Origin of the sequence: Thalassolituus hydrocarboniclasticus (assembly GCF_025345565.1) — a bacterium.
GTDB classification, from domain to species: domain Bacteria; phylum Pseudomonadota; class Gammaproteobacteria; order Pseudomonadales; family Oceanobacteraceae; genus Venatoribacter; species Venatoribacter hydrocarboniclasticus.
Window position 1 is genome coordinate 3,180,330 of sequence record NZ_CP054475.1, and the last position, 20,657, is coordinate 3,200,986.

Consider the following 20,657-nt stretch of genomic DNA (forward strand, 5'->3'; position numbering starts at 1 on the left):
TATACTCAGAGGATATTATTGTCTGTTGCGCTTATGTCTTTATCTTACCGGTTCATTGTTCTCACACTACTCCTCTCCTGTGCGGCCGCTGTCACAGCCAGCTATTCGTTCCATGAGCCTGACACTCAGGTTCAGCTGATGGCTCAGGTTTACCAGGCCTCAGAATTCTCCAGCCTGCAACAGGTTACGGGCATAAACGCCGATCTGTGGCAGGACATGCCGGCTGCCGGTATCAACCTTGGTTTCACCGATGAGCACATATGGGTGCGCATGCCACTGAATCAGCTGCCCTTTAATTATCAGCAACACCCTTGGATTCTGGAGCTGGGATATCCGCTGCTCGACCATATCGAGCTTTATATTATGCATGGTGATGTTGTGCTGCTGCACACCGATGCCGGCAACAACCTGCCCTATTCCGCCCGCCCCCTCGCCGTTCCTGAATTTGCCTTCCCCGTGCCGCCGCTCAGTCAGGCACAATGGCTGTATCTGTACGTGCATTCAGAATCATCGGTGCAGATCCCCATCCGCGCATTTACTGAACAGAGCTACTGGCAGCAACGGGTCGGCGAAGTTACCTTTGACGCGGCATTTCACGCAATTCTGTTCAGTATGCTGGCTTATAACCTGCTGATTTTTTTACTGAGCCGTGATCTGATTTTCTTCCTTTATTCGCTCAGCATCGGTGCCTTTTCGATGATGATGGCCGCTCTGCATGGCTGGACTTATGCACTGCTGTGGCCAGAGTATCCACAGCTGAATGATCTGGCGATTTTGCTCAGCCTCGCTCTGTCTGAGGCTTTTCTTGCACTGTTCGGGGTGTCATTCCTGCGTCTGCGCAAACTGCATCCCCGTGCTTTCATGCTGTACAGCAGCTACGTGGTCAGTGCCCTTATCTTTGCCGTACTGGCTTTCTATCTGCCGTACCACACCATGATCCGTCTGCTTACAGGCCAGGCTGTACTGATGAGCCTGTCAGCGCTGGCTCTGGGCCAGCTGCTCTGGTGGCAAACCCGTTCACGGGATGTGTTTCTGTTTTTTCTTGCCGCCTTCTCACTTCTGGTCGGGCTCTTCCTGTATGCGATGCAAAAATTTGGCTTGATTCCGGTCAATGTGGTCACCGAGCATGCCGCCGAACTGGGCAGCATTATATTGGTTGTGCTGCTGGCACTGAGTATGGCCGAGCGCCATAACCGCGAACGTCAGGCACGGTTAGCGGCTCAGGATGTCATCATCAATATGCAGCGCGAAGCCAATGCCGTGCTGGATCAGAAGGTTCGTGAACGTACAGAAGATCTGGAGCTGCTGAACCAGCGCCTTAGGGAAGAGTCCACCACCGACGCCCTGACCCGGGTGCGTAACCGGCGCTGCTTTGATCAGCACTTTTATACCCTTTGCCAGGAAGCCTTTCGCCAACAGACCCCACTGGCTCTGTTACTGGTGGATATTGATCACTTCAAACAATTCAATGACAACTATGGCCATCAGCTCGGTGATACCGTTCTGCACAATGTCGCCCAAACCATGCAGTCAACCGTAAAACGTCCACAGGATAGTGTTTACCGTTATGGTGGCGAAGAGTTTGCCATTCTGCTGCCCAATACAGCCGAAGCAGGGGCGATGATGATCGCCGAACAGATATGCCTGAAGATCCGCCAGCTGAGCATCGAACACGAAGGTGAGTCGTTAAGTGTTACGGTCAGTATTGGTCTTTGTGCAGCGATTCCCTTTGCCCGTGATCAGGAAAATGAACTGTACAAGCTGGCCGACACAGCACTCTATCAGGCCAAAGAGCAAGGCCGGAACCGCTGCTGCGCCATGCCATTCCCACGACAACACAACCAGAAAAAAAATGGCTGAATGGCGGGCCTTTCCTTCCTTATCACACAAACACAACCAGAAAAAAATGGCTGAATGGCGGGCCTTTCCTTCAGTATCACACAAACACAACCGGAAAAAATGGCTGAATAGCCAGGCCTTTCCTTCCGTTTCGCACACAGCGACAACCTGCACAAAAGCGGCTGAATTGTCTGGCTTTTCCTTCTGCTGCACCCGCTAAACTCAATTTCAGTTTGGCAATCCCTCCTCATTTATGTACCTTAGTCCCGATATTAGGTGTTAATAAAAATACAGGATGGAGACCAACATGAAACGCCAACCCCTTGCCAAAACCATCGCGGCTGTCAGCGCCGGCCTGAGTGCCCTGCTGATCAACAGCCCGGTATCCGCCCAGGGTTACTATGTCGATGAACAATCTGCCCTGCGTCTGGGGGATGCTTTCTCCGGTGGTGCGGCCTCGGCCAGTGATGCTTCTGCCGCTTACTACAGCCCGGCGGCGATGCTGCTGGTGCGTGATGAGCTGGCCATTAACCTGGCCGCCATCTCTGTCCGCTCCGAACTGAACGGCAGCGCCGAGACCGGTGATGGCAGTGTTCCGATCAACGGTGACGACGCCGAAGCCGACAATTTCGACTTCCTGCCAACGCTGTATTTTGTCCGTAATCTGAGCGAAGGCTTTTCTGCCGGTGCTTTTATTAACGCGCCGTACGCCACCGGCACCGATTTTGGTGATGACTCCATCGCCCGTTATCAGACCACCGAGAGCGAGATCACCGGTATCGATGCCGGCCTGTCACTGGCTTTCCGGGTACACGAAAAAGTCAGCATTGGCGGCAGCATCATCGCCCAGTATATGAATGCCAAAACCGCGGTTGCGATAAATACGGCAGCACTGTGTTTAGGTGCTGAAGCAGCCGGTGATCTGGGTCCTTACACCTGCAGTGGCCTGGGCATTGACCCTGCAGAGCTGGGCAACAACACCTACGACGGCAGCTTCGTGATGGAAGGTCACAACACCGCCTTCGGTTTCAGTCTGGGTACGCTGGTTGAGTTCACCCCCAGCAGCCGTCTGGGCCTGAACTACCGCACCCGTATCGCCCATGAGCTGACCGGTAGTGCAACGGTGGAATTCCCGGCCGCCGCTTCAGGATTCACCGGTCTGGCAGGTCTTGATAACACCAAAGCCGATGGCCGTGTGCAGTTTGTCACGCCGGAAAGTGCCAATATCAGTTACTTCCATCAGCTCGGCGACCTGTCGCTGCAGGCGGATGCCTCCTGGACCAAATGGTCGCGCTTTGACAAGCTGCAGGTGGAAAGTAATAACAGCACCGTCGCTGCCCTGGCCGCTGAGCCACAGGTTTACGACTGGAGCGAGTCCCAGCGCTTTGCTCTGGGGGCGAACTACAAACTGAGCCCACAGCTGACACTGCGTGGTGGTTTTGCTCTGGACATGACGCCGATCGACAAAGACAAAACCAAGATCGACTTTGCCTTTGACGACTACAAAGCCATCTCTCTGGGTATGAGCTACGTACTGACCGAAGCCATGACTCTGGATGTAGGCTATCAGCACACCATGACGCAGAAGCGTGATATTGATCAGAACGATCTGCTGACCGCCGGTGCCCGTCTGCACGGTGAGGTCACAACCGAAGTGAACTCCTTCGCTGCCGGTCTGCGCTGGGCACTGTAAGCCTGAGCTGCTGCAATCTGAAACGGGCGCCTGGCGCCCGTTTTTTATGCCTGCCTGAACGTCACCCGCTTGGGCCGGACACCATCCTTGGTTATGCTGAGCCTTCATCACTACCCGCCGACAGCGAAACCATCATGTCACTCCCTGCTCTGTTACACAGCCTGCTGCTGCAGCCCGTTGCCAATAACAATGGTCTGATCCTGCCCTTCCGCACCCGCATGCCACAAAGCCTGCGCCGGGTGCCTTTTGCCGAGCCTTGTCTGATGCTGATACTGCAGGGCGAAAAACAGCTGCAACCGGCTCCCGGCCAGCCGCTGAATCTGCCTGCCGGACAAATGCTGCTGATTCCGGCTGGCTGTGAGCTTACCTTTACCAATCAGCCCGATGAGCATTGCCGGTATCTGGCCTGGGTGATCAGTCTGCCGGCGGATGACCTACTGCCACTGGGACGCGGCCCGGTGCGCCGTGAATTGCAGCATTTCAGCTCAGACCCGCTGCTGCTGACCCTGATGCAACAGTGGCTGCAGATACAGCCGCAACTGTCGGACCCACAACAACTGCTGCAGGCGCGGCGGCGTGAAATCACTCTGCGTTTGCTTGAGCTGGGCTACAGCGCAGAACTGCGCAGTGGTCTGCAGCAACATTTCAGCCGCCGCGTACAGGCGGTGGTCAGTGAAGACCTGAGCCACGACTGGCAAATAAGCGATGTGTGCCAGCGTCTGGCGGTCAGTGAATCGACCCTCAGACGTAAGCTGTCCGACGAGCAGCACAGCTTCCGCGACCTGCTCAGCCAGCTGCGGCTGGTGCAGGGCCTGAATCTGCTGCAAACCAGCAGCCTCAGTGTCCAGCAGGTCGCTGACGCCTGTGGCTACCGTTCAGCATCGCGTTTCAGTGAGCGTTTCCGTGAACGCTTTGGTACCAGCCCGGCCGAGTTGCGCCACAGCCAGACGGCTGACACTATAATCCGGCAAACGACGGTTTCAGGCTCAACCTTGACCGTTTGAGGCGAACCACAGCCTCACCTCTGACGTAAGCTGTGAAGCATCCAAACAGACTCAAAGGAGATAACGATGAAGCCGATATTAATACTGCTGTCCGCCGCCACCCTCTGGAGCCAGGGCGCTCTGGCCGAATTCCGGGTACAGAGCAGCGACATCAGCAACGGCAAGCCGATGCCCAAAGCACAGGAATTCAATGGTTTTGGCTGTGAAGGCAGCAATCTGTCACCACAGCTGAGCTGGAGCGGAGCCCCAGAGGGCACCAAAAGTTTTGCCATTACCGCCTATGATCCGGATGCCCCGACCGGCAGCGGCTGGTGGCACTGGCTGGCGTTTAATATTCCGGCGGATGTCACCAGTCTGAAAACCGGTGCCAGTGGCAATACCATGCCAGAAGGCAGCACCGAAAGCCGTACCGATTACGGCGTCCCTGGTTTTGGTGGAGCCTGCCCGCCCAAAGGCGATAAAGCTCACCGTTATCAATTTACCGTATTTGCTTTAAACACAGACAAGCTGGATCTGGCCCCGGACAGCTCCGGTGCACTGGTTGGTTATTACCTTAATGGCCATGCGCTGGCCAAGACCACGCTGGAAGCGCTGTACCAGCGTCCGTAAGCGCACACAACCTGCCGCTGAGCGGCGGCAGGTTCACAGCTGTTTTCAATGAGCCAGCGATAAACGGGCGATTTCATTGCGGTTACGCAAAGCATCCTCTTTGCTGCTGAACAGCTGCACATCGTTCAGGGTAATTAACAGCACAAAGCCGCCCGCCAGCCCGACATAACCGGCACGGTATTCAAGCACGAACCGCCCTTCTTCTGACGGCAAACTCAATGGCAGCGCCACGCTGGCAATCAGGCCATTACCCAGCGCATCACCGACCTGCTGCGGCGTACGGTACAAACTCAGGCAATCCGTGGCTATCACCAGAGCGGCGCCATTAATCAGGCTGATTACATCCACAGCAACAGCATTATTCAGCTGTGCGGGCACAACAGATGTGATCAGATCAGAGGAATTTTCTATCAGCATGTAACCTACCTCGTTGCAGAGCCCGCAGTGTAACCCAGTCGGACTAAAGGATTGCAAAAAGAAACATTTCTAATCAGACGATTATCAGGCGCCGTCTATACTGCGCCTTATCCGACTAAATTACTCAGGAAGCCTTTTAATGCTGCGAAGTATCCGCATTGCCCGCCGTTCTGTACTCTTTTTCGGGCTGCTCGGCCTGATCACCCTGTTACTCGGTTTATTTGCCATCAGTCAGCTGAACAACCTGAATACCCGTGTAAACGAACTCGGAACCCAGCGTCTGCCGCAGGTTGCCACCATTGGCAATATGAACCGGGATTTTCTTTATACCCGTATGTATGCGCTCAGCTATGTTCTGGCCAGCGATCAGACCGGGCGCAATAACGCTGAAGCCGCACTGGAAAAAGTGACCCGTTCCTACAGTGAATCCCAGACTCATATGCAGCAGATTGCCGTTGCTGCCAAAGCCAAAGCTCTGCTGCAGGACATTGCCCAGGAGAAGTCTGAATATGATCGCCTGATGCGTGAATGGCTTAACCTCTACGCCCGTAACGATATCAGTGCTGCCGAAGCACTGCGCGATAAGAAAGTTTCTCCTCTGGCCCTGAAAATCACCCGCCAGCTGGACGAGCTGGCAACCTATGAAGGCAATGCCGCCAGACTCACCGTTACAGAAACAGAAGCAACCAGCAAACAGTCGGTTATCAGTATTGTGATTGCTATTGTCGTAGCCGTTGCCGCGGTAATCGGCCTCGCTGTTATTTTCAGCCGCAGCATTGTTATGCCACTGCAAAAAGCTGTTAGCGTTGCCCAGCGGGTAGCAACCGGCGATCTCAGCCAGCCAATTGAAGACCAGGGTAAAGACGAAGCCGCGGATATGATGGCGGCGCTGCACACAATGCAGCTGCAGCTGCGCGAAACCATTAACCGCATTGCGGACTCATCACAGCAACTGTCCACCACCTCGGAAGAACTCAGCGTGGTAACCAGTGAATCCAGTGAAATTGTCCATCAGCAAAGTGAGCAACTGGAACAGGCGGCAACAGCAGTCAACGAGCTGACTGTCGCCGTGGATGAAGTGGCCAACAGTGCCAGTACCACGTCATCCAATTCCGAACAGGTCAATGACAAGGCCCGCCAGGGTCAGAATAAACTGGACGAAACCATCCGCACTATCGACCAGCTGGCGGGTGAGATCAGCAATACCGCTGATGGCATTTCGGCACTGGCAGGTAACGTAAAAGACATTGGCCAGGTGATTGATGTTATCCGTGCCATCGCTGAACAGACTAATTTGCTGGCACTGAATGCCGCCATTGAAGCGGCCCGTGCCGGAGAGTCAGGCCGGGGCTTTGCTGTGGTCGCCGATGAAGTCCGGGCACTGGCACACCGTACCCAGGAGTCCACCAAAGAAATTGAGCGCATGATCCAGACCGTTCAGACGGCCACCGATGGTGCGGTCGTTAATATGGAAAACAGCAACCGCTGGGCCATGAGCACTCTGAAAATGGCAAATGAAGCAGGTACTGCACTGAGTGAAATTACCGGTCTGATCGGTCATATCAACGAGCAGAACCTGAACATCGCCAGTGCTGCCGAAGAACAGGCAATGGTTGCCCGTGAAGTGGATAAAAATCTGGTCGCCATTCGCGATCTGTCTTTCCAGACATCCGCCGGGGCTAACCAGACCAATGCATCCAGCCAGGAGCTGGCGCGGCTGGCCGAACAGCTGAACTCACTGCTGTTAAAATTCCGCCTGTAAATCAGAACAACTCGATTTCGCCGCCAGGCTCGTTCTGGCGGTGACGATCATTTTCTTCTGCCAGCACCAGATCCTTCAGATCACGTAATTCATCATCATTCAGTTCGGTAATATCCAGCTTGCGGAAAGTGCGCTTCAGCACGTTATAAGCATGGAAACACTGCTGATGAGCCGGCCCTTTGAGCGGAACCGTGAGGCCGCTATGGCCGAATACCGGCTTACTGCAAAATACACAATTGAGCGACATAACAATTTCCTTGATAGTGCGCTCTATTTTATTGAAAGTTATACATTAATCATCTTTTGTATAAGTTTTTTGACGATCAAACATTATGACTAAACTGTCTTTAATTGCTTAACTACATCAATGTATAAGAATTGACATGTTTTATGGAAAAGCATTACCGGCGACCAATGTGAACAGCGAGAAACAAAAACGGCTGCCTGAGCAGCCGTTTCTGTTAGCCAATCCGCGTAATGCGGGAAGTTTTATTCCGCCGGCATAGCAAAACGCGTGCTGTTCCCCGCTTTATCTTCCGCCATCAGCTGCCAGCGCTCACTGCTGTTTTTCTGCGCGCAGGGCACACGGAAATGACCGGTGTAAATAACTTCACCTTCGCAGATATCTCCGGCCGGGCTTTGCAGCCAGATGCGCGCCAGCCCCATGCCGTCGTCATACACCATGCCCTGCGCCAGCGTCGGCTCCGCCGCAGACCAGCGCACATAGTCAAGCACCGGCGGCTCATGGTCAGGGAAGCTGGTTGCAGACCATTCGTCTGTACCTTCCTGCTGCTCGACGCTGTTGGCATAGCCATCACCGTCGCGGTCCGGATCGCGGTTATCACCAATACCATCACCGTCCAGATCCGCCCATTCACGGCGATCATCCGGGAAAACATCGGCATCGTTAAGATGGCCATCACCATCGCGGTCGTCATCCAGTGCATCGGGAATGCCATCCCGGTCAAGATCGGCCGGCGTGCTTTGCGCATTACGCGGGTCGGTATTCATCGCTACTTCGTAGTCGTTGCTGATACCGTCGCCGTCGATATCGTCGTCGCTGTTATCACCGATACCATCACCGTCCATATCGGCCCACTCGCTGACATCACGTGGGAAAGCATCCTCGGCGTTAGCCACGTCATCGCCATCCATATCGCTGTCGAGCACATCCGGAATACCATCATCGTCCAGATCAGCCGGTTTGCTTTGCGCATCACGCGGATCAAAGCCTAACTGCACTTCCCAGTCATTACGGATGCCGTCACCGTCGATATCCTGGTCGCTGTTGTCGCCGGTACCATCACCATCCAGATCGGCCCACTCGCGCGGATTGCGCGGAAAGGCGTCGGCCTCGTTCCGATGGCCATCACCGTCGATATCGTCATCGATCACATCCGGCAGGCGATCGCCATCCAGATCGGCGGGGACTGAGGCGGCATTCGCCGGATCGGTGCCGGCCAGCAGTTCATGGTCGTTGCGGATGCCGTCGCCATCGCGGTCCGGATCACTGTTATCGCCGATGCCGTCATTGTCGAGGTCATTCCATTCCAGCGGATCTGCCGGAAAACGGTCGATTGCATTGCCAAGGGTATCGCCGTCAAGATCACTGTCGAGGGCATCAGGAATACCGTCACCATCGAGATCCGGCGGCACGCTGCCGGCATCCTGCGGGTTAAAGCCCAGCGTGCGTTCGTATTCGTTGCCAATGCCGTCGTTATCCTGATCGGTATCGCTGTTATCGCCGATACCGTCGCCATCAAAGTCAGCCCACTCGCTGCGGTCCAGCGGAAAAGCATCCAGCTCATTGGCAATGGCATCGCCGTCGATATCGTTATCCACCACATCGGCGATGCCGTCCTGATCCATATCCGCGGGTTTGTTCAGCGGATCAAGATCGTCGCTGCCGGCCTGTTGTTCAATATCATTACTGAAACCATCGTTATCGCGATCCGGGTCGGCGTTATCGCCTATGCCATCGCCATCGGTGTCGCGCCATTCGTTTTTATCATCGGGAAAGGCGTCAAAACGGTTTTCGGTGCCGTCGCCGTCGCGGTCGGTATCGAAGGTATCCGGCATGGAGTCATTATCGGCATCCGCCGGCTTGCTTGAAGCGTCGAGTGGATCGGTGCCCAGGTGCATCTCAAACACATTGGGAATGCCGTCGCCATCGGCGTCTACGTCCTGATTATCCGGTACACCATCGCCATCGGTGTCGGCGGATTCGCGCGCATCACGCGGGTACAGATCCTGCGCATTGGCAACGCCATCGCCGTCCATATCATCGTCAAGCGCATCCGGAATGCCATCACGGTCGAGATCCGCCGGTACTGAAGCACGGTCACGCGGATCGGTGCCTGCCTGTAATTCCAGCTCATTGTTAACACCATCGTTATCCAGATCGGGGTCGGCGTTATCACCGATACCATCGCCGTCAAGATCGGCCCATTCTTCAGCATTCAGCGGAAAGGCATCGTCGGCGTTATCGACACCGTCGTTATCCATATCGGTATCGAGCAGGTCCGGCCAGCCATCACCATCGCGGTCAACCGGAGTTGAGCGATTGTCGCGCGGATCGTAATTCAGCTGCACTTCGAGGTCGTTGCGGATGCCATCGTTGTCTATATCGCGGTCGGCATTATCGCCAACACCATCGCGGTCGGTGTCGAGCCATTCACTGCCGTCCAGCGGGAAGTCATCCTTACGGTTCACTACGCCATCGTTATCCCAATCATCATCAATGGCGTCAGGGATACCGTCATTATCCACATCGGTCTGATCGGCAATGTCAGGATTGGTACCGGCGGCCTGTTCAAGGAAGTTGGATACGCCATCGCCATCGCGGTCGGTATCGAGATGATCGGCAATGCCGTCATTATCAATATCATTCAGTGCTGCCAGAGCGCTGTGACTGACCAGCACGCTGCCAGCAATGAACGATGCGTACAGCATATGACGGGCACAGGCCTGTACAGACGAGCAGGCCCGCACGAAAGAAGGTGAGAAAAGAGAATGCATAATGTGTCTGCTGATTATTGTTTTTATTGTTTTACTGCTGTTGCGCACCGTCGTTTGCAGTGCTGCTGTCAGCCTGAATACTCATATCGTGGCGACAATGAATACCACGGTTTTTCTGATCCACCAGAATGCCGGCCACTTCTTTGCCGTTATCCGGACGCAGGAGCAGATAACCGCCAACGCAGAAGGCGGTTTTGCCGGAATTTTTCGGGGAGATTTTCAGATCATTTTCCGGCGTTATCGCCAGTAAGCGGAATTCATCCACCACCGAACTGTCCTGCTCGGACGGATGCTTGATGTAACCGTAATATTCCAAAGCCAGCACCGCAATAATGATACCGGCGATAAAACCCAGACCAATCCATTTCGTGTAATCCACATCCTGTGCCGCTGGTTGTTGCTCATTCATACTGCTGTTTCCCCAATGTTTGCTTATTCAATGTACTTTTCACGACCAGCCGCCGTGCCCACAGACGCCATCATGCCATCAGCCGGGCAGATTATCCTTGCCCCAGGCCGGCATCAGCTGTTGTTCGATGCCCAGCTGATTAAGAATACGCGCGACAATAAAATCGATCAGATCCTGAATGCTCTGTGGCTCATGATAAAAACCCGGACTGGCCGGCAGGATTACCGCACCCATGCGCGTCAGGGTCAGCATATTCTGCAGGTGAATTTCTGAATACGGCGTCTCGCGTGGCACCAGAATCAGCTTGCGCCGTTCCTTCAGCGCCACATCGGCGGCACGTTCAATCAGGTTATTACTGGCACCGGTAGCAATGGCCGACAACGTCCCGGTGGAGCACGGACAGATCACCAGCGGGCCAGGCTGGCCGGAGCCTGAAGCCCAGGGGGCCATCCAGTCTTCGCGGCCAAACACCCGCAACCGCGAATCGTCCACCTGAAAATACTGCTGTAAAAAAGTGGCCTGTGCAGCGGGATTGCCCGGCAGGGCCAGAGGCGTTTCGGTGGCGAATACCAGCTGCGCGGCTTTTGACACAATCACATCCACCTGCCCACCCGCAGCCAGCAAGACCTCAATCAGCCGCAACGCATACAGGCTGCCGGAGGCTCCGGTAATGGCGACACAAATACGTGAACTCATACCCTGCCCTCGCGCTGCTGCAGCACGGCCAGTAATTTACGCGGCATACCGGCGAAGCTGCCGTTCGACATCACCACAATACGGTCACCGGGACGGGCCGTGGCGACAACCGCATCAATCAGTGCCTGATGGTCGGCAAAATTCTGGCCGGCAATGCGGCTGGCGGCAGCCACCTCGGCCAGTGACCAGTCAATGTTGTCCGGCTGAAACCAGAACGCCAGATCCGCCGCATCAACCGACGCAGCCAGCTCGGATTTATGCACACCCAGTTTCATGGTGTTGGAACGTGGCTCCAGCACCGCCAGAATGCGACCCTGCGGATTCTCCTGCTGCAGACGCGCACGGGCGCCTTCGAGCGTTGTGGTTATGGCCGTCGGATGGTGAGCAAAATCGTCGTAAACCTGAATGCCGGCAGTCTCGCCCACCAGCTCCATACGGCGCTTCACCGAGGCGAACTCACTCAGTGCAGCGGCAGCGATTGGCGGTGTAACGCCCATATGACGGGCGGCGAGCATGGCGGCGATGGCATTGCTGACATTGTGTAAACCGGTGAGATTCCAGCGCACCTGAGCCGCCTGCTCGCCGGCCCCGCTCTCTCCGCTCCCAGCAGCAATATTGCGCAGACTGAACACCGAGGCATCCGCCGCATCCAGACGCCATTGCCAGTCGGCGTCGTCCTGCTCACTGAAGCGTACTACCGGCGTCCAGCAGCCCTGCGCCAGCACCCGTTCCAGAGCTTCTTCACCGGCAGGCAGCACAATCTGGCCATTGGCCGGCACGGTACGCACCAGATGATGGAACTGGCGCTCAATGGCGGCCAGATCCGGGAATATATCGGCGTGGTCAAATTCGAGGTTGTTCATAATCAGCGTGCGCGGCTGGTAATGAACAAATTTGGAGCGTTTATCGAAAAACGCGGTGTCGTATTCGTCGGCTTCGATGACAAAAAACGGTGACTCGCCGAGGCGGGCTGACACCGAAAAATTCTGCGGCACACCGCCGATCAGGAAGCCCGGTTTCATCCCGGCGTATTCGAGAATCCAGGCCAGCATACTGCTGGTCGTGGTCTTGCCGTGAGTACCGGACACCGCCGCGACCCAGCGGCCGCGCAATACATACTGCCCTAACCATTGCGGGCCGGACATATAAGGCAAGCCGCGATCCAGCACATACTCAACCGAGGGATTACCGCGCGACATGGCGTTGCCGATAATCACCAGATCGATATCGGCGGGAATATTGGCCGGATCAAAGCCTTCACTCAGCACAATACCGGCGGCTTCGAGCTGATCGCTCATCGGCGGGTAAACGCCGGCATCACTGCCGGAAACCTCGTGTCCGAGCTGTTTGGCCAGCTGTGCCAGAGAGCCCATAAAGGTGCCGCAAATACCGAGAATGTGCAGACGCATAGTTTCTGTTGTGTCCAGATCAATCAGTCAGGCAGCTAGTGTACTGATAACGCTCTCTGTACCCAAGCACCAAGGGCTGTTCTGCGCTAAAGCATCCGGCAGTGGCCATGATTTACCTGCAGTTCCTCCAACTCTGGCCGGCTTTTCCTGACAGCAGCGCTGAAATCCGCTGGTAATTAAGGTAGTATGCGCCGCAATTTGAACAGATTCCGACCTTTGGGGAAGACAAGATGCAGCGCTTACGGACTTTTTTAGACCACCACTGCGATGATCAGGCTCTGGTAGCCGTCATCGACGGACTGATGGTGGCCTGTAAAGATATCGCCTACCGTTTACATATGGGCTCTCTGGCCGGTGTACTCGGCAGCGCTGAACAGGAAAACGTTCAGGGTGAGTGTCAGAAGAAGCTCGACGTTATCTCCAATGATCTGATCAAGTTCTGCCTGAAAGGCATGCCGGAAGTTAAAGGCATGGCCAGTGAAGAAGAAGCCGACCCGGTGGCCTGCAACCCGGACGGTGAGCTGCTGGTGCTGTTCGACCCGCTGGATGGTTCATCCAATATCGATGTGAACGTCACCGTCGGTACTATTTTCTCTATTCTGAAAGCATCCGCTAACGATGACGCGACCCATGAAGCCACTTACCTGCAAAGCGGTAAACAACAGGTTGCTGCAGGCTATGTTCTGTACGGCCCATCCACCCTGCTGGTACTGACGACAGGGAACGGCACCCATACCTTTACCCTGGACCCGCGTGTCGGTGAGTTCTTCCTGCAGCGTGAGAACGTGCGCATTCCGGCGACCACAAAAGAATTTGCGATCAATATGTCCAACCAGCGTTTCTGGCTGCCACAGATGCAGAACTATGTTGCCGACCTGCTGGCTGGTGAAGAAGGCCCGCTGGGCAAGCGCTACAATATGCGCTGGATCGCCTCGATGGTTGCTGAGATTCACCGCATCCTGACCCGTGGCGGAATCTTTATGTACCCCTACGATAACCGCGAGCCGCAAAAACCCGGCAAGCTGCGTCTGATGTACGAAGGCAATCCGATGAGCATGCTGGTTGAACAGGCCGGCGGTAAAGCATCGACAGCGTTCGAAGATATTACGGCAGTTGAACCAACCAGCATTCACCAGCGCGTCTCCGTGGTGATGGGTTCCGCCGACGAAGTGGAAACCGTGGTTCGCTACCACGCCTGAATCTGAACGGCATAAAAACAAAAAAGCCCGCGATTGCGGGCTTTTTTATACCTTAAAGAAGATATCAGCATTCCGGACTTGCGCGCCGCAGCCATTTATCCACCATCGTGGCCACCGTAGAAACCTTCAGCGGTTTAGCCAGATAATCGTCCATTCCCGCCGCCCGGCATTTATCCTGAATCTGATCCGTAGTATTGGCGGTACAGGCAACAATCGGCGTGGTCAGACCGGATTCACGCAGGCGCCGTGTGGTTTCAAAACCATCCAGCCCGGGCATCTGGCAGTCCATCAGAATCAGATCAAATTGTTGGGCTTTAACCCGTTCCAGCGACTCTTCTCCGGAGCTGACAATATTGATCTGCATTTGCGGGCATACTTTCAGCAGCATTTTTTCCGCCACTTTGGAATTAACCGGATTATCTTCCACGATCAGTGTACGCACCCCCTGACTCACCATTACAGGCGCGGCCATTTCACTTTCCGTCATCGACCCGAGAGGAAATTCAACGAGCACCCGGGTGCCACCGTTAATGCCATCACTGATTTCTATAGAACCACCGAGAATCCGGCTGATATGGTGGGTAATGGTTAAGCCCAGACCAACCCCTGCATGGCGGCGGTTAAAGGAAGAATTCACCTGAGCGAAAGCCTCCAGAACCTGCTGTTTATGGCTTTCCGGGATACCAATACCGGTATCCGTTACATCAATAATGAGCCAGTCATTATGTTCTCGTTTAATAACCTGCAGCTGCACCACAACCATACCGCTATCGGTAAATTTAATAGCATTATCGACCAGGTGGCGTACGACCTGACGTACCAGTGAAGGATCAAAGCGAATGGCATGGCGCTGCAGCTCGGTGTCGTAATCCACCACCAACGATAATTCTTTATCCAGTGCCCGGCGGGAGAAATCCTGAATCAGATTATTCAGTACATCGGGCAATTTCTGCTCTTTAAATACAACCGGTAATTTATTTTTCTCGGTATCAACCACAACCAGAACATCTTCCAGCAGTTGCGTCAGATGTGTCAGCGACTGATCGGCCGTACGTTTATAATCGTTGAACTCTGCCCGACTGATATCCTGATCAAGCAACTGCAGCATGCCAATAGCACCATTTAACGGTGTGCGTAATTCGTGGCTCATCATCGCCAGAAATTCACTTTTCGCCCGGCTCGCCTGCTGGGTTTTCTGCTGTTCATTCATCAGCTGCCGGGTATAGCTCTGCTGATCTTTTTCCGCCTGTTGCAGCGACTGTGCCAGCTGATTAGCATTCACCTGCAGGTGACCAATCTCCGCTCCATCATCTACCCTGATGCGTTCACCGGTATTACCATTGGCCAGCCTGGCAATAAACTGCGCCAGCTTTTCCAGCGACGGAATAATCGACAGAGATGCAGCACGGCCAATAAAAAAAGCCAGCAATACTACGCCAAGCCCGACGAGCAATGACTGACGCAGAATGGATAATTCACGATCGCGGGTGAAAGTGTCAGCCATTCCCAGACGGATATAGCCCAGCACCGACGCCTGCGTAGAACCATCACCAAATTCGGAAAATTCATCCAGACTGTGTACCTGACGGATAATGTCATAACGCAGATAACGGATATCTTTAGCAGGCACCTCAGCAAAGTGCTGAGTCTGATCATTCAGTAACACGCGACCGGCCGCATCATGTATCTGAATAGAAACAATCGCAGGCTGAGATAAAGCAGCTTTAATAAGAGGAGAAAGTAATTCGTAGTTACCGGAAATAATAGGGTATTCCGCTGACACGCCGATATTTTCCAGAACAATACGGGCAATGCTCTGATTCTCTTTACGGATATCAGACCAGCGGTTAACCATGTGGTAAGTCGTCAGCAGCAGGACTGCAATCAGAGCCGGCACCGTACCAACCAGCAGAATTCTCCGCCGGATTGACCACTGCCGCAAATTCATCAGTACTCCCCTTCTTCTTTTGCCAGCTGTTCTGCCAGCTCTGAAGCATCAGGCAGCAACAGGTTCAGGGAGCGACCAACCTGCTGATTATAGCGGACCTTAAAGTAGGGATTATAGTCAGCTTCAGGCCAGACTTTTTCTTTAATACCGGTAAGCAAAACTTCACAGAGGCGGCGGGAAACGTCATCAATATCACTGTACGTCGTGGCCAGAGCACCGGCTTTGATATAAGCACTGGAAGGGCCTATTAATGGCTTATTCTGACGGTAAGCGGTAATCAGGATATTTTTAATATTGGTCGAGCTGTACAGTTCGGTATCATAGGTACCAATCAGCGCGTGGTTACTTTTCAGTAAATCCAGCAAGGCACGGTTAAGATTATCGTACTGATCAACAAAATACGGAGTCACAAGCGATGGCTGTAAAGGCACTGAAGATAAACCAGCGTTTTTCCAGTGCGCTTTATCCTGCACCAGAACGCCCAGCGGGCGATCCTCCCCCATAATCTTTCTTGCCAGAGCGATCTGACGTTTCAGCGGCGGTTCAAGATACAGTGCAGATGCCAGACGCGGAAGCTGTTCTGCAGCAGCATCACGGCTGACAAAGACGGCCACTGCCGGTGTTTTTTCGGCAAAAGTCCACCCCTTCAGGGCCTGCGGGCCAACCAGCACAACGGCATTATAAGAACTCCATGCCGGAGAGGATGTCTGATCAACCAGTCGCAGTTCGGTCTCACTTCCAAGGCATGCCGCTGTTTTTTCTGCCAGCTGTTCAACAGAGGGAAGTTTTTCATGAACGGCAAAAACAACGCGGGGATTTTCACTGTGCGCAGGAAATGAAAACGCCAGCAGGTACGTCAAAAGACATACCGCGAGCCAGCGATAAAGGTTGTGTGCATCCTTGCAACAGAAATCCATTAAAAATCGAGCCCTACCTGAAAGTAATACAAGTCACGGGTTGAGTAACGCTGATCGGCATAAGCCAGTGAGTCATCGTCGATCAGATGCTGCACAAAAAAACCAGCCCAGGGGTTATAACCCTGAATTTTCCAGTTTTTTCTGGCATTAATTTCATACCGCCGGTAACGATTGGAATCGTTGTAGGCATCCAGCCAGAAATGTGAGGCTGTAATGCTCCAGCTTTCCCCCTGATGATGCCAGCTTACCACCAGATTATCTTTCGCGGTCTGACGCAGCTCAACCACCGACAGCGAACGGCGCTGTTTGTCGGTCAGTTCGGAGGTATCACCAAGGGTTACATCCGCATCAATATAAGCGGCTGTCAGCCAGAGCCAGTCATGGCTGCCAGCCTGCCATTGTAGCTGCATTTCCGCACCATTGATATTCATCTTAGTATCCGATTCAACCGATAAAGAATTCAGCGCAATATGATCAGAAATTAATTGCGTCAGCCTGTCCTGATAGACTTTTACATCCAGTTCAAGGTTCAGATCGGAGAATTTTCCGTAATAACCTAACTCTGTGCTGGCAATTTTTTCATGCTCAAGATCGCGTGAATCAGGGGTCTGATTGACGAAAATTCTGCTGTCACTCAGGTTAAGGTAATTACCCTCCAGATTCCTTACACGAACGGAATATTCCGGGTCCTGTTCCAGCAGGTCAGGTGAACGTACCGCTTCGGAATACACCAGTCGGATACTGTGCTGTGGCGCCAGCAACCAGTTAAGGGCTATTCGCGGCGAAAATGCATTGTCATTGGTATCTTCTATTTCGTACATGCCGCCGGCATTCAGTAACAGAAATGAGGCCATCCGCCATTCCGCATTGGCAAATAAACGATAGGTATCGTTATGTACCTTACCGTTGAAATAGGTTTCAGAGTCGACCTGATCGCGGCGGAAACTGACGCCGGAAACGGTACGGAAGGTGTCACTCCACTGTACCGTGTCCTGCCATTCAATATCGTAGCGTTCTTCGCGCATTTCCCGCCGGGTATCACCGCAGGTCATGTCCTGCAGCTGAGAGAAATCGCTGCCATTAAAAGCACGCTGATAAATGGCTCCCGCGCTGTCCAGCTGCTCCTGAGTAATATCCAGAACCAGACCACGGGAAGCCAGCACCGCAGCCTCCACCTGATCCGGCGTAACAACACCCGTGGCAATCCCGCCAATCAGCTGGTTACCCTCGGTCGTGCCAACCAGTGTCGAGATTCCGTAGACCGCATTCGCCCATTGCGGATTCTCCTGGTACAGAGCGAACAATCCGGGGTCAAGCGACACGACCGGCAGACAGGCCGAACTCAGCTGCTGCCTGTTATCGAACTGCCAGTAAGCCTGCAGGTGAGAGCTGTGATCGGTGCTGAATTCTTTGCGCAACCGGGTCCACAGATACCCCTGGCGGGTTTCCTGATCCGGAGCGTCAAGCTCATAAGATTCTCTGCGGATATCGGTGTGCCCCTGCTTCAGTGACGCCTGAACATTCAGCTGGGTTGCATTGTCGACCGGGCGGCTGAAGTAAGCCGTAACAAAACCGTGACGTTTGCTGTCACGATATTCATCATCACCATTGCGGGCATCACGGCCGTCAAAGCCATCATCAGCACGAATCTGTGCGGAAATACGGTAGCTGTTCTGGTTATGTTCTCCGGAGTAACTGACGAATGCATCATCCACGCCGTTATTACCGTTGCGGTAACGGATTCGCGTTCCCAGTGTATCGCCGGGATGTTTGGTAACGATATTAATCACACCAAGGAAAGAATTAGCGCCATAAGTAGCGGCATTTGGTCCGCGGGTGACCTCAATACGCAGAATATCCTCCATGGCCACCGGAATATCATCCCAGACCACCGAAGCAATCCCCGCTTTGAAGACCGAACGACCATCCACCAGCACCTGCAAACGGCGCATGATATTGGGGTTGGAAGCATGGTAGGCAATGGAGGAGTTATTCTCGTCATCGCCATGGCCCATACTCATGCCCGGCACAAAGCGCATCAGTTCCGGCAGAGTACGGACACCCCAGGCGGCAATCTGTGCCGCCTCAATCACCGTCACACTGGCCGGAACTTCGGCACGTGGCTGTTTCAGGCGGGATGCGGTCAGCACCACCGGTATATCGTCATCCAGGACAAAAGGCGCATCCAGCTCAAAATCGTCATACTCGTCCGCCATGAGCGCACCCGACAGCAGCAGAGCACTACACAGACTGAGAGTTTTTGAAATTTTCAACATGGTAAATTTGGTCATTCCACACACCAGAAGCCCCGGTAATCAATACATCAGCAGGTCCTGCCGGCGATCAGGCCGGTTGCGGACAGCGTATCTGAGCCGCTATCCGCAAACGCCGGCTCAGTTCAGATGATGTAAGGGAGTTTAGGCGCCAGAGCCCCATCGGTAAACGTCGGACGCGCTTTATACTTATGGCAGACTGACAGAGCAAGGCCCAGCCGATATAATCCGCGCATTCTGTTCATTAACCCCTGGGAAACTCCTATGAGCTACAACTCCATTCCGGCTGGTAAAGACCTGCCTAACGATTTCTACGTTGTTATCGAAATTCCGGCCAACCACGCGCCGATCAAATACGAAATCGACAAAGACATGGACTGCCTGCTGGTTGACCGTTTTATGGCCACCCCTATGTTTTATCCGGCCAACTACGGTTACATCCCGAACACTCTGGCCGATGACGGCGACCCACTGGACGTACTGGTGGTAACTCCTTACCCGGTGCAGCCAGGTTCTGTTATCCGCGCCCGTGCGGTTGGCGTACTGAACATGGAAGACGAAGCCGGTGGCGACGCCAAGCTGGTTGCTGTTCCACACCAGAAGCTGACCCAGATCTACAACGATGTAAACGATATCGACGATGTTCCGCAGCTGCTGCGCGACCAGATCGCTCACTTCTTCGAGAACTACAAAGACCTGGAAAAAGGCAAGTGGGTTAAGGTTCAGGGCTGGGGCAATGCTGAAGAAGCCCGTGGCATGATCGTTAAAGCCGCCGAAGCTGCCAAATAAGCGCTGCTGCACTTATTCACAGCCATAAAAAAGGGAGCCAAGGCTCCCTTTTTTATATTTTTGCTCGCGTCTTACTGAGTACTGACGGCTCAATCGCCCTGGGCACGCAGCTCAGCAAGTGCCTGCTCCGCTTTAAGAGCACGCTCTTCAAACTCTACCTGAGCCGTTACATCTTTCTGAATACCGATGTAATAGGTCAGCTGATCTTCGCTGTTATAAACCGGAGAGATACTCAGCTCGTTCCAGAACAGGCTGCCATCCTTGCGGTAGTTGCGCAGAACAACACGCGAACTTTTACCATCACTGATTGCGCTGCGGATAGCCGTAAGCCCCTCCTGATCACGGTCACCGGCCTGCAGAAAACGGCAATCCTGATAAAGAATTTCATCCGCACGGTAGCCGGTAAGGCGCTCAAACGCTTTATTTACATAAATCAGAATATTGTCATCGCCTTCCTGCTCTGCAATCACAATACCGTCGTTAGACGCATCAACGGCCTTCTTCAACAATTCCAGACTGATAGGGCCTTGCTCGTCGTTCAGGTCATTGACCATGGTTGCCTCCGCTATTTAGTTCGCCCAAGGTAATTTCCAGGCCGCCTGCGGTCAAGTATGCCCGATTTATAACGTCACTCTTTTTTACTTTGTGTATAACTACTTATAGAATCTGAACAAC

17 protein-coding genes are annotated in these 20,657 nt (G+C 53.9%); 7 read left to right on the plus strand and 10 right to left on the minus strand.

Annotation, left to right across the window (positions count from 1 at the left end):
• Positions 1 to 138 precede the first annotated feature (138 nt).
• From HUF19_RS14205 to HUF19_RS14220, 4 genes are all read left to right on the plus strand, one after another.
• Positions 139 to 1,860 carry a sensor domain-containing diguanylate cyclase gene (locus HUF19_RS14205; RefSeq protein ID WP_260997231.1) on the plus strand — a complete coding sequence of 574 codons (1,722 nt, stop codon included), beginning with the start codon at positions 139 to 141 and terminating at the stop codon, positions 1,858 to 1,860.
• A 286-nt stretch (positions 1,861 to 2,146) separates the two neighbouring features.
• On the plus strand, positions 2,147 to 3,532 hold the full coding sequence (locus HUF19_RS14210; RefSeq protein WP_260997232.1) for an OmpP1/FadL family transporter: 1,386 nt from the start codon (positions 2,147 to 2,149) through the stop codon (positions 3,530 to 3,532).
• A 134-nt stretch (positions 3,533 to 3,666) separates the two neighbouring features.
• Positions 3,667 to 4,536 (plus strand): AraC family transcriptional regulator, encoded by an 870-nt coding sequence (locus HUF19_RS14215; protein WP_260997233.1) that lies wholly within the window; start codon positions 3,667 to 3,669, stop codon positions 4,534 to 4,536.
• A gap of 66 nt (positions 4,537 to 4,602) precedes the next feature.
• Entirely contained in the window at positions 4,603 to 5,145 is a 543-nt protein-coding gene (locus HUF19_RS14220; protein ID WP_260997234.1) for a YbhB/YbcL family Raf kinase inhibitor-like protein, read from the plus strand.
• Between the two features lie 45 nt (positions 5,146 to 5,190).
• Here HUF19_RS14220 and HUF19_RS14225 read toward each other — a convergent pair whose 3' ends face one another.
• Positions 5,191 to 5,562 (minus strand): hypothetical protein, encoded by a 372-nt coding sequence (locus tag HUF19_RS14225; RefSeq protein ID WP_260997235.1) that lies wholly within the window; start codon positions 5,560 to 5,562, stop codon positions 5,191 to 5,193.
• A gap of 139 nt (positions 5,563 to 5,701) precedes the next feature.
• Between HUF19_RS14225 and HUF19_RS14230 the strand changes: the two genes are divergently transcribed.
• Positions 5,702 to 7,324, plus strand: coding sequence for a methyl-accepting chemotaxis protein (locus HUF19_RS14230; RefSeq protein ID WP_260997236.1), 1,623 nt, complete (start codon positions 5,702 to 5,704; stop codon positions 7,322 to 7,324).
• A 1-nt stretch (position 7,325) separates the two neighbouring features.
• Here HUF19_RS14230 and HUF19_RS14235 read toward each other — a convergent pair whose 3' ends face one another.
• From HUF19_RS14235 to mpl, 5 genes are all read right to left on the minus strand, one after another.
• Entirely contained in the window at positions 7,326 to 7,571 is a 246-nt protein-coding gene (locus HUF19_RS14235) for a DUF2175 domain-containing protein (protein ID WP_260997237.1), read from the minus strand.
• Between the two features lie 242 nt (positions 7,572 to 7,813).
• A complete protein-coding gene (locus HUF19_RS14240; RefSeq protein ID WP_260997238.1) occupies positions 7,814 to 10,342 on the minus strand; it encodes a thrombospondin type 3 repeat-containing protein in 2,529 nt (842 codons plus the stop codon).
• Positions 10,343 to 10,373: 31 nt separating this feature from the next.
• On the minus strand, positions 10,374 to 10,751 hold the full coding sequence (locus HUF19_RS14245) for a PA3694 family proteiin (RefSeq protein ID WP_260997239.1): 378 nt from the start codon (positions 10,749 to 10,751) through the stop codon (positions 10,374 to 10,376).
• Positions 10,752 to 10,829: 78 nt separating this feature from the next.
• Entirely contained in the window at positions 10,830 to 11,447 is a 618-nt protein-coding gene (locus HUF19_RS14250; protein WP_260997240.1) for a flavin prenyltransferase UbiX, read from the minus strand.
• Positions 11,444 to 12,856, minus strand: coding sequence for a UDP-N-acetylmuramate:L-alanyl-gamma-D-glutamyl-meso-diaminopimelate ligase (mpl, locus tag HUF19_RS14255; protein ID WP_260997241.1), 1,413 nt, complete (start codon positions 12,854 to 12,856; stop codon positions 11,444 to 11,446). Before mpl ends, HUF19_RS14250 begins: the two co-directional genes overlap by 4 nt.
• Before the next feature lie 230 nt (positions 12,857 to 13,086).
• Between mpl and HUF19_RS14260 the strand changes: the two genes are divergently transcribed.
• On the plus strand, positions 13,087 to 14,055 hold the full coding sequence (locus HUF19_RS14260; RefSeq protein ID WP_260997242.1) for a class 1 fructose-bisphosphatase: 969 nt from the start codon (positions 13,087 to 13,089) through the stop codon (positions 14,053 to 14,055).
• A gap of 64 nt (positions 14,056 to 14,119) precedes the next feature.
• Here the strand turns inward: HUF19_RS14260 and HUF19_RS14265 are convergent, their stop codons facing one another.
• The 3 genes from HUF19_RS14265 to HUF19_RS14275 are packed head-to-tail and all read right to left on the minus strand — an operon-like array spanning position 14,120 to position 19,136.
• Entirely contained in the window at positions 14,120 to 16,003 is a 1,884-nt protein-coding gene (locus HUF19_RS14265; RefSeq protein WP_260997243.1) for an ATP-binding response regulator, read from the minus strand.
• Entirely contained in the window at positions 16,003 to 16,863 is an 861-nt protein-coding gene (locus tag HUF19_RS14270; protein ID WP_260997244.1) for a hypothetical protein, read from the minus strand. Before HUF19_RS14270 ends, HUF19_RS14265 begins: the two co-directional genes overlap by 1 nt.
• A 56-nt stretch (positions 16,864 to 16,919) precedes the next feature.
• A complete protein-coding gene (locus HUF19_RS14275; RefSeq protein ID WP_260997245.1) occupies positions 16,920 to 19,136 on the minus strand; it encodes a TonB-dependent receptor plug domain-containing protein in 2,217 nt (738 codons plus the stop codon).
• A 321-nt stretch (positions 19,137 to 19,457) separates the two neighbouring features.
• On the opposite strand from HUF19_RS14275, the gene ppa reads away from it, so the two are divergent.
• Positions 19,458 to 19,982, plus strand: coding sequence for an inorganic diphosphatase (ppa, locus tag HUF19_RS14280; protein WP_260997246.1), 525 nt, complete (start codon positions 19,458 to 19,460; stop codon positions 19,980 to 19,982).
• Between the two features lie 89 nt (positions 19,983 to 20,071).
• Here the strand turns inward: ppa and HUF19_RS14285 are convergent, their stop codons facing one another.
• The gene (locus tag HUF19_RS14285) at positions 20,072 to 20,536 is read right to left on the minus strand and encodes a PAS domain-containing protein (protein ID WP_260997247.1); all 465 of its coding nucleotides are present in this window, start codon (positions 20,534 to 20,536) and stop codon (positions 20,072 to 20,074) included.
• Positions 20,537 to 20,657: the final 121 nt, after the last annotated feature.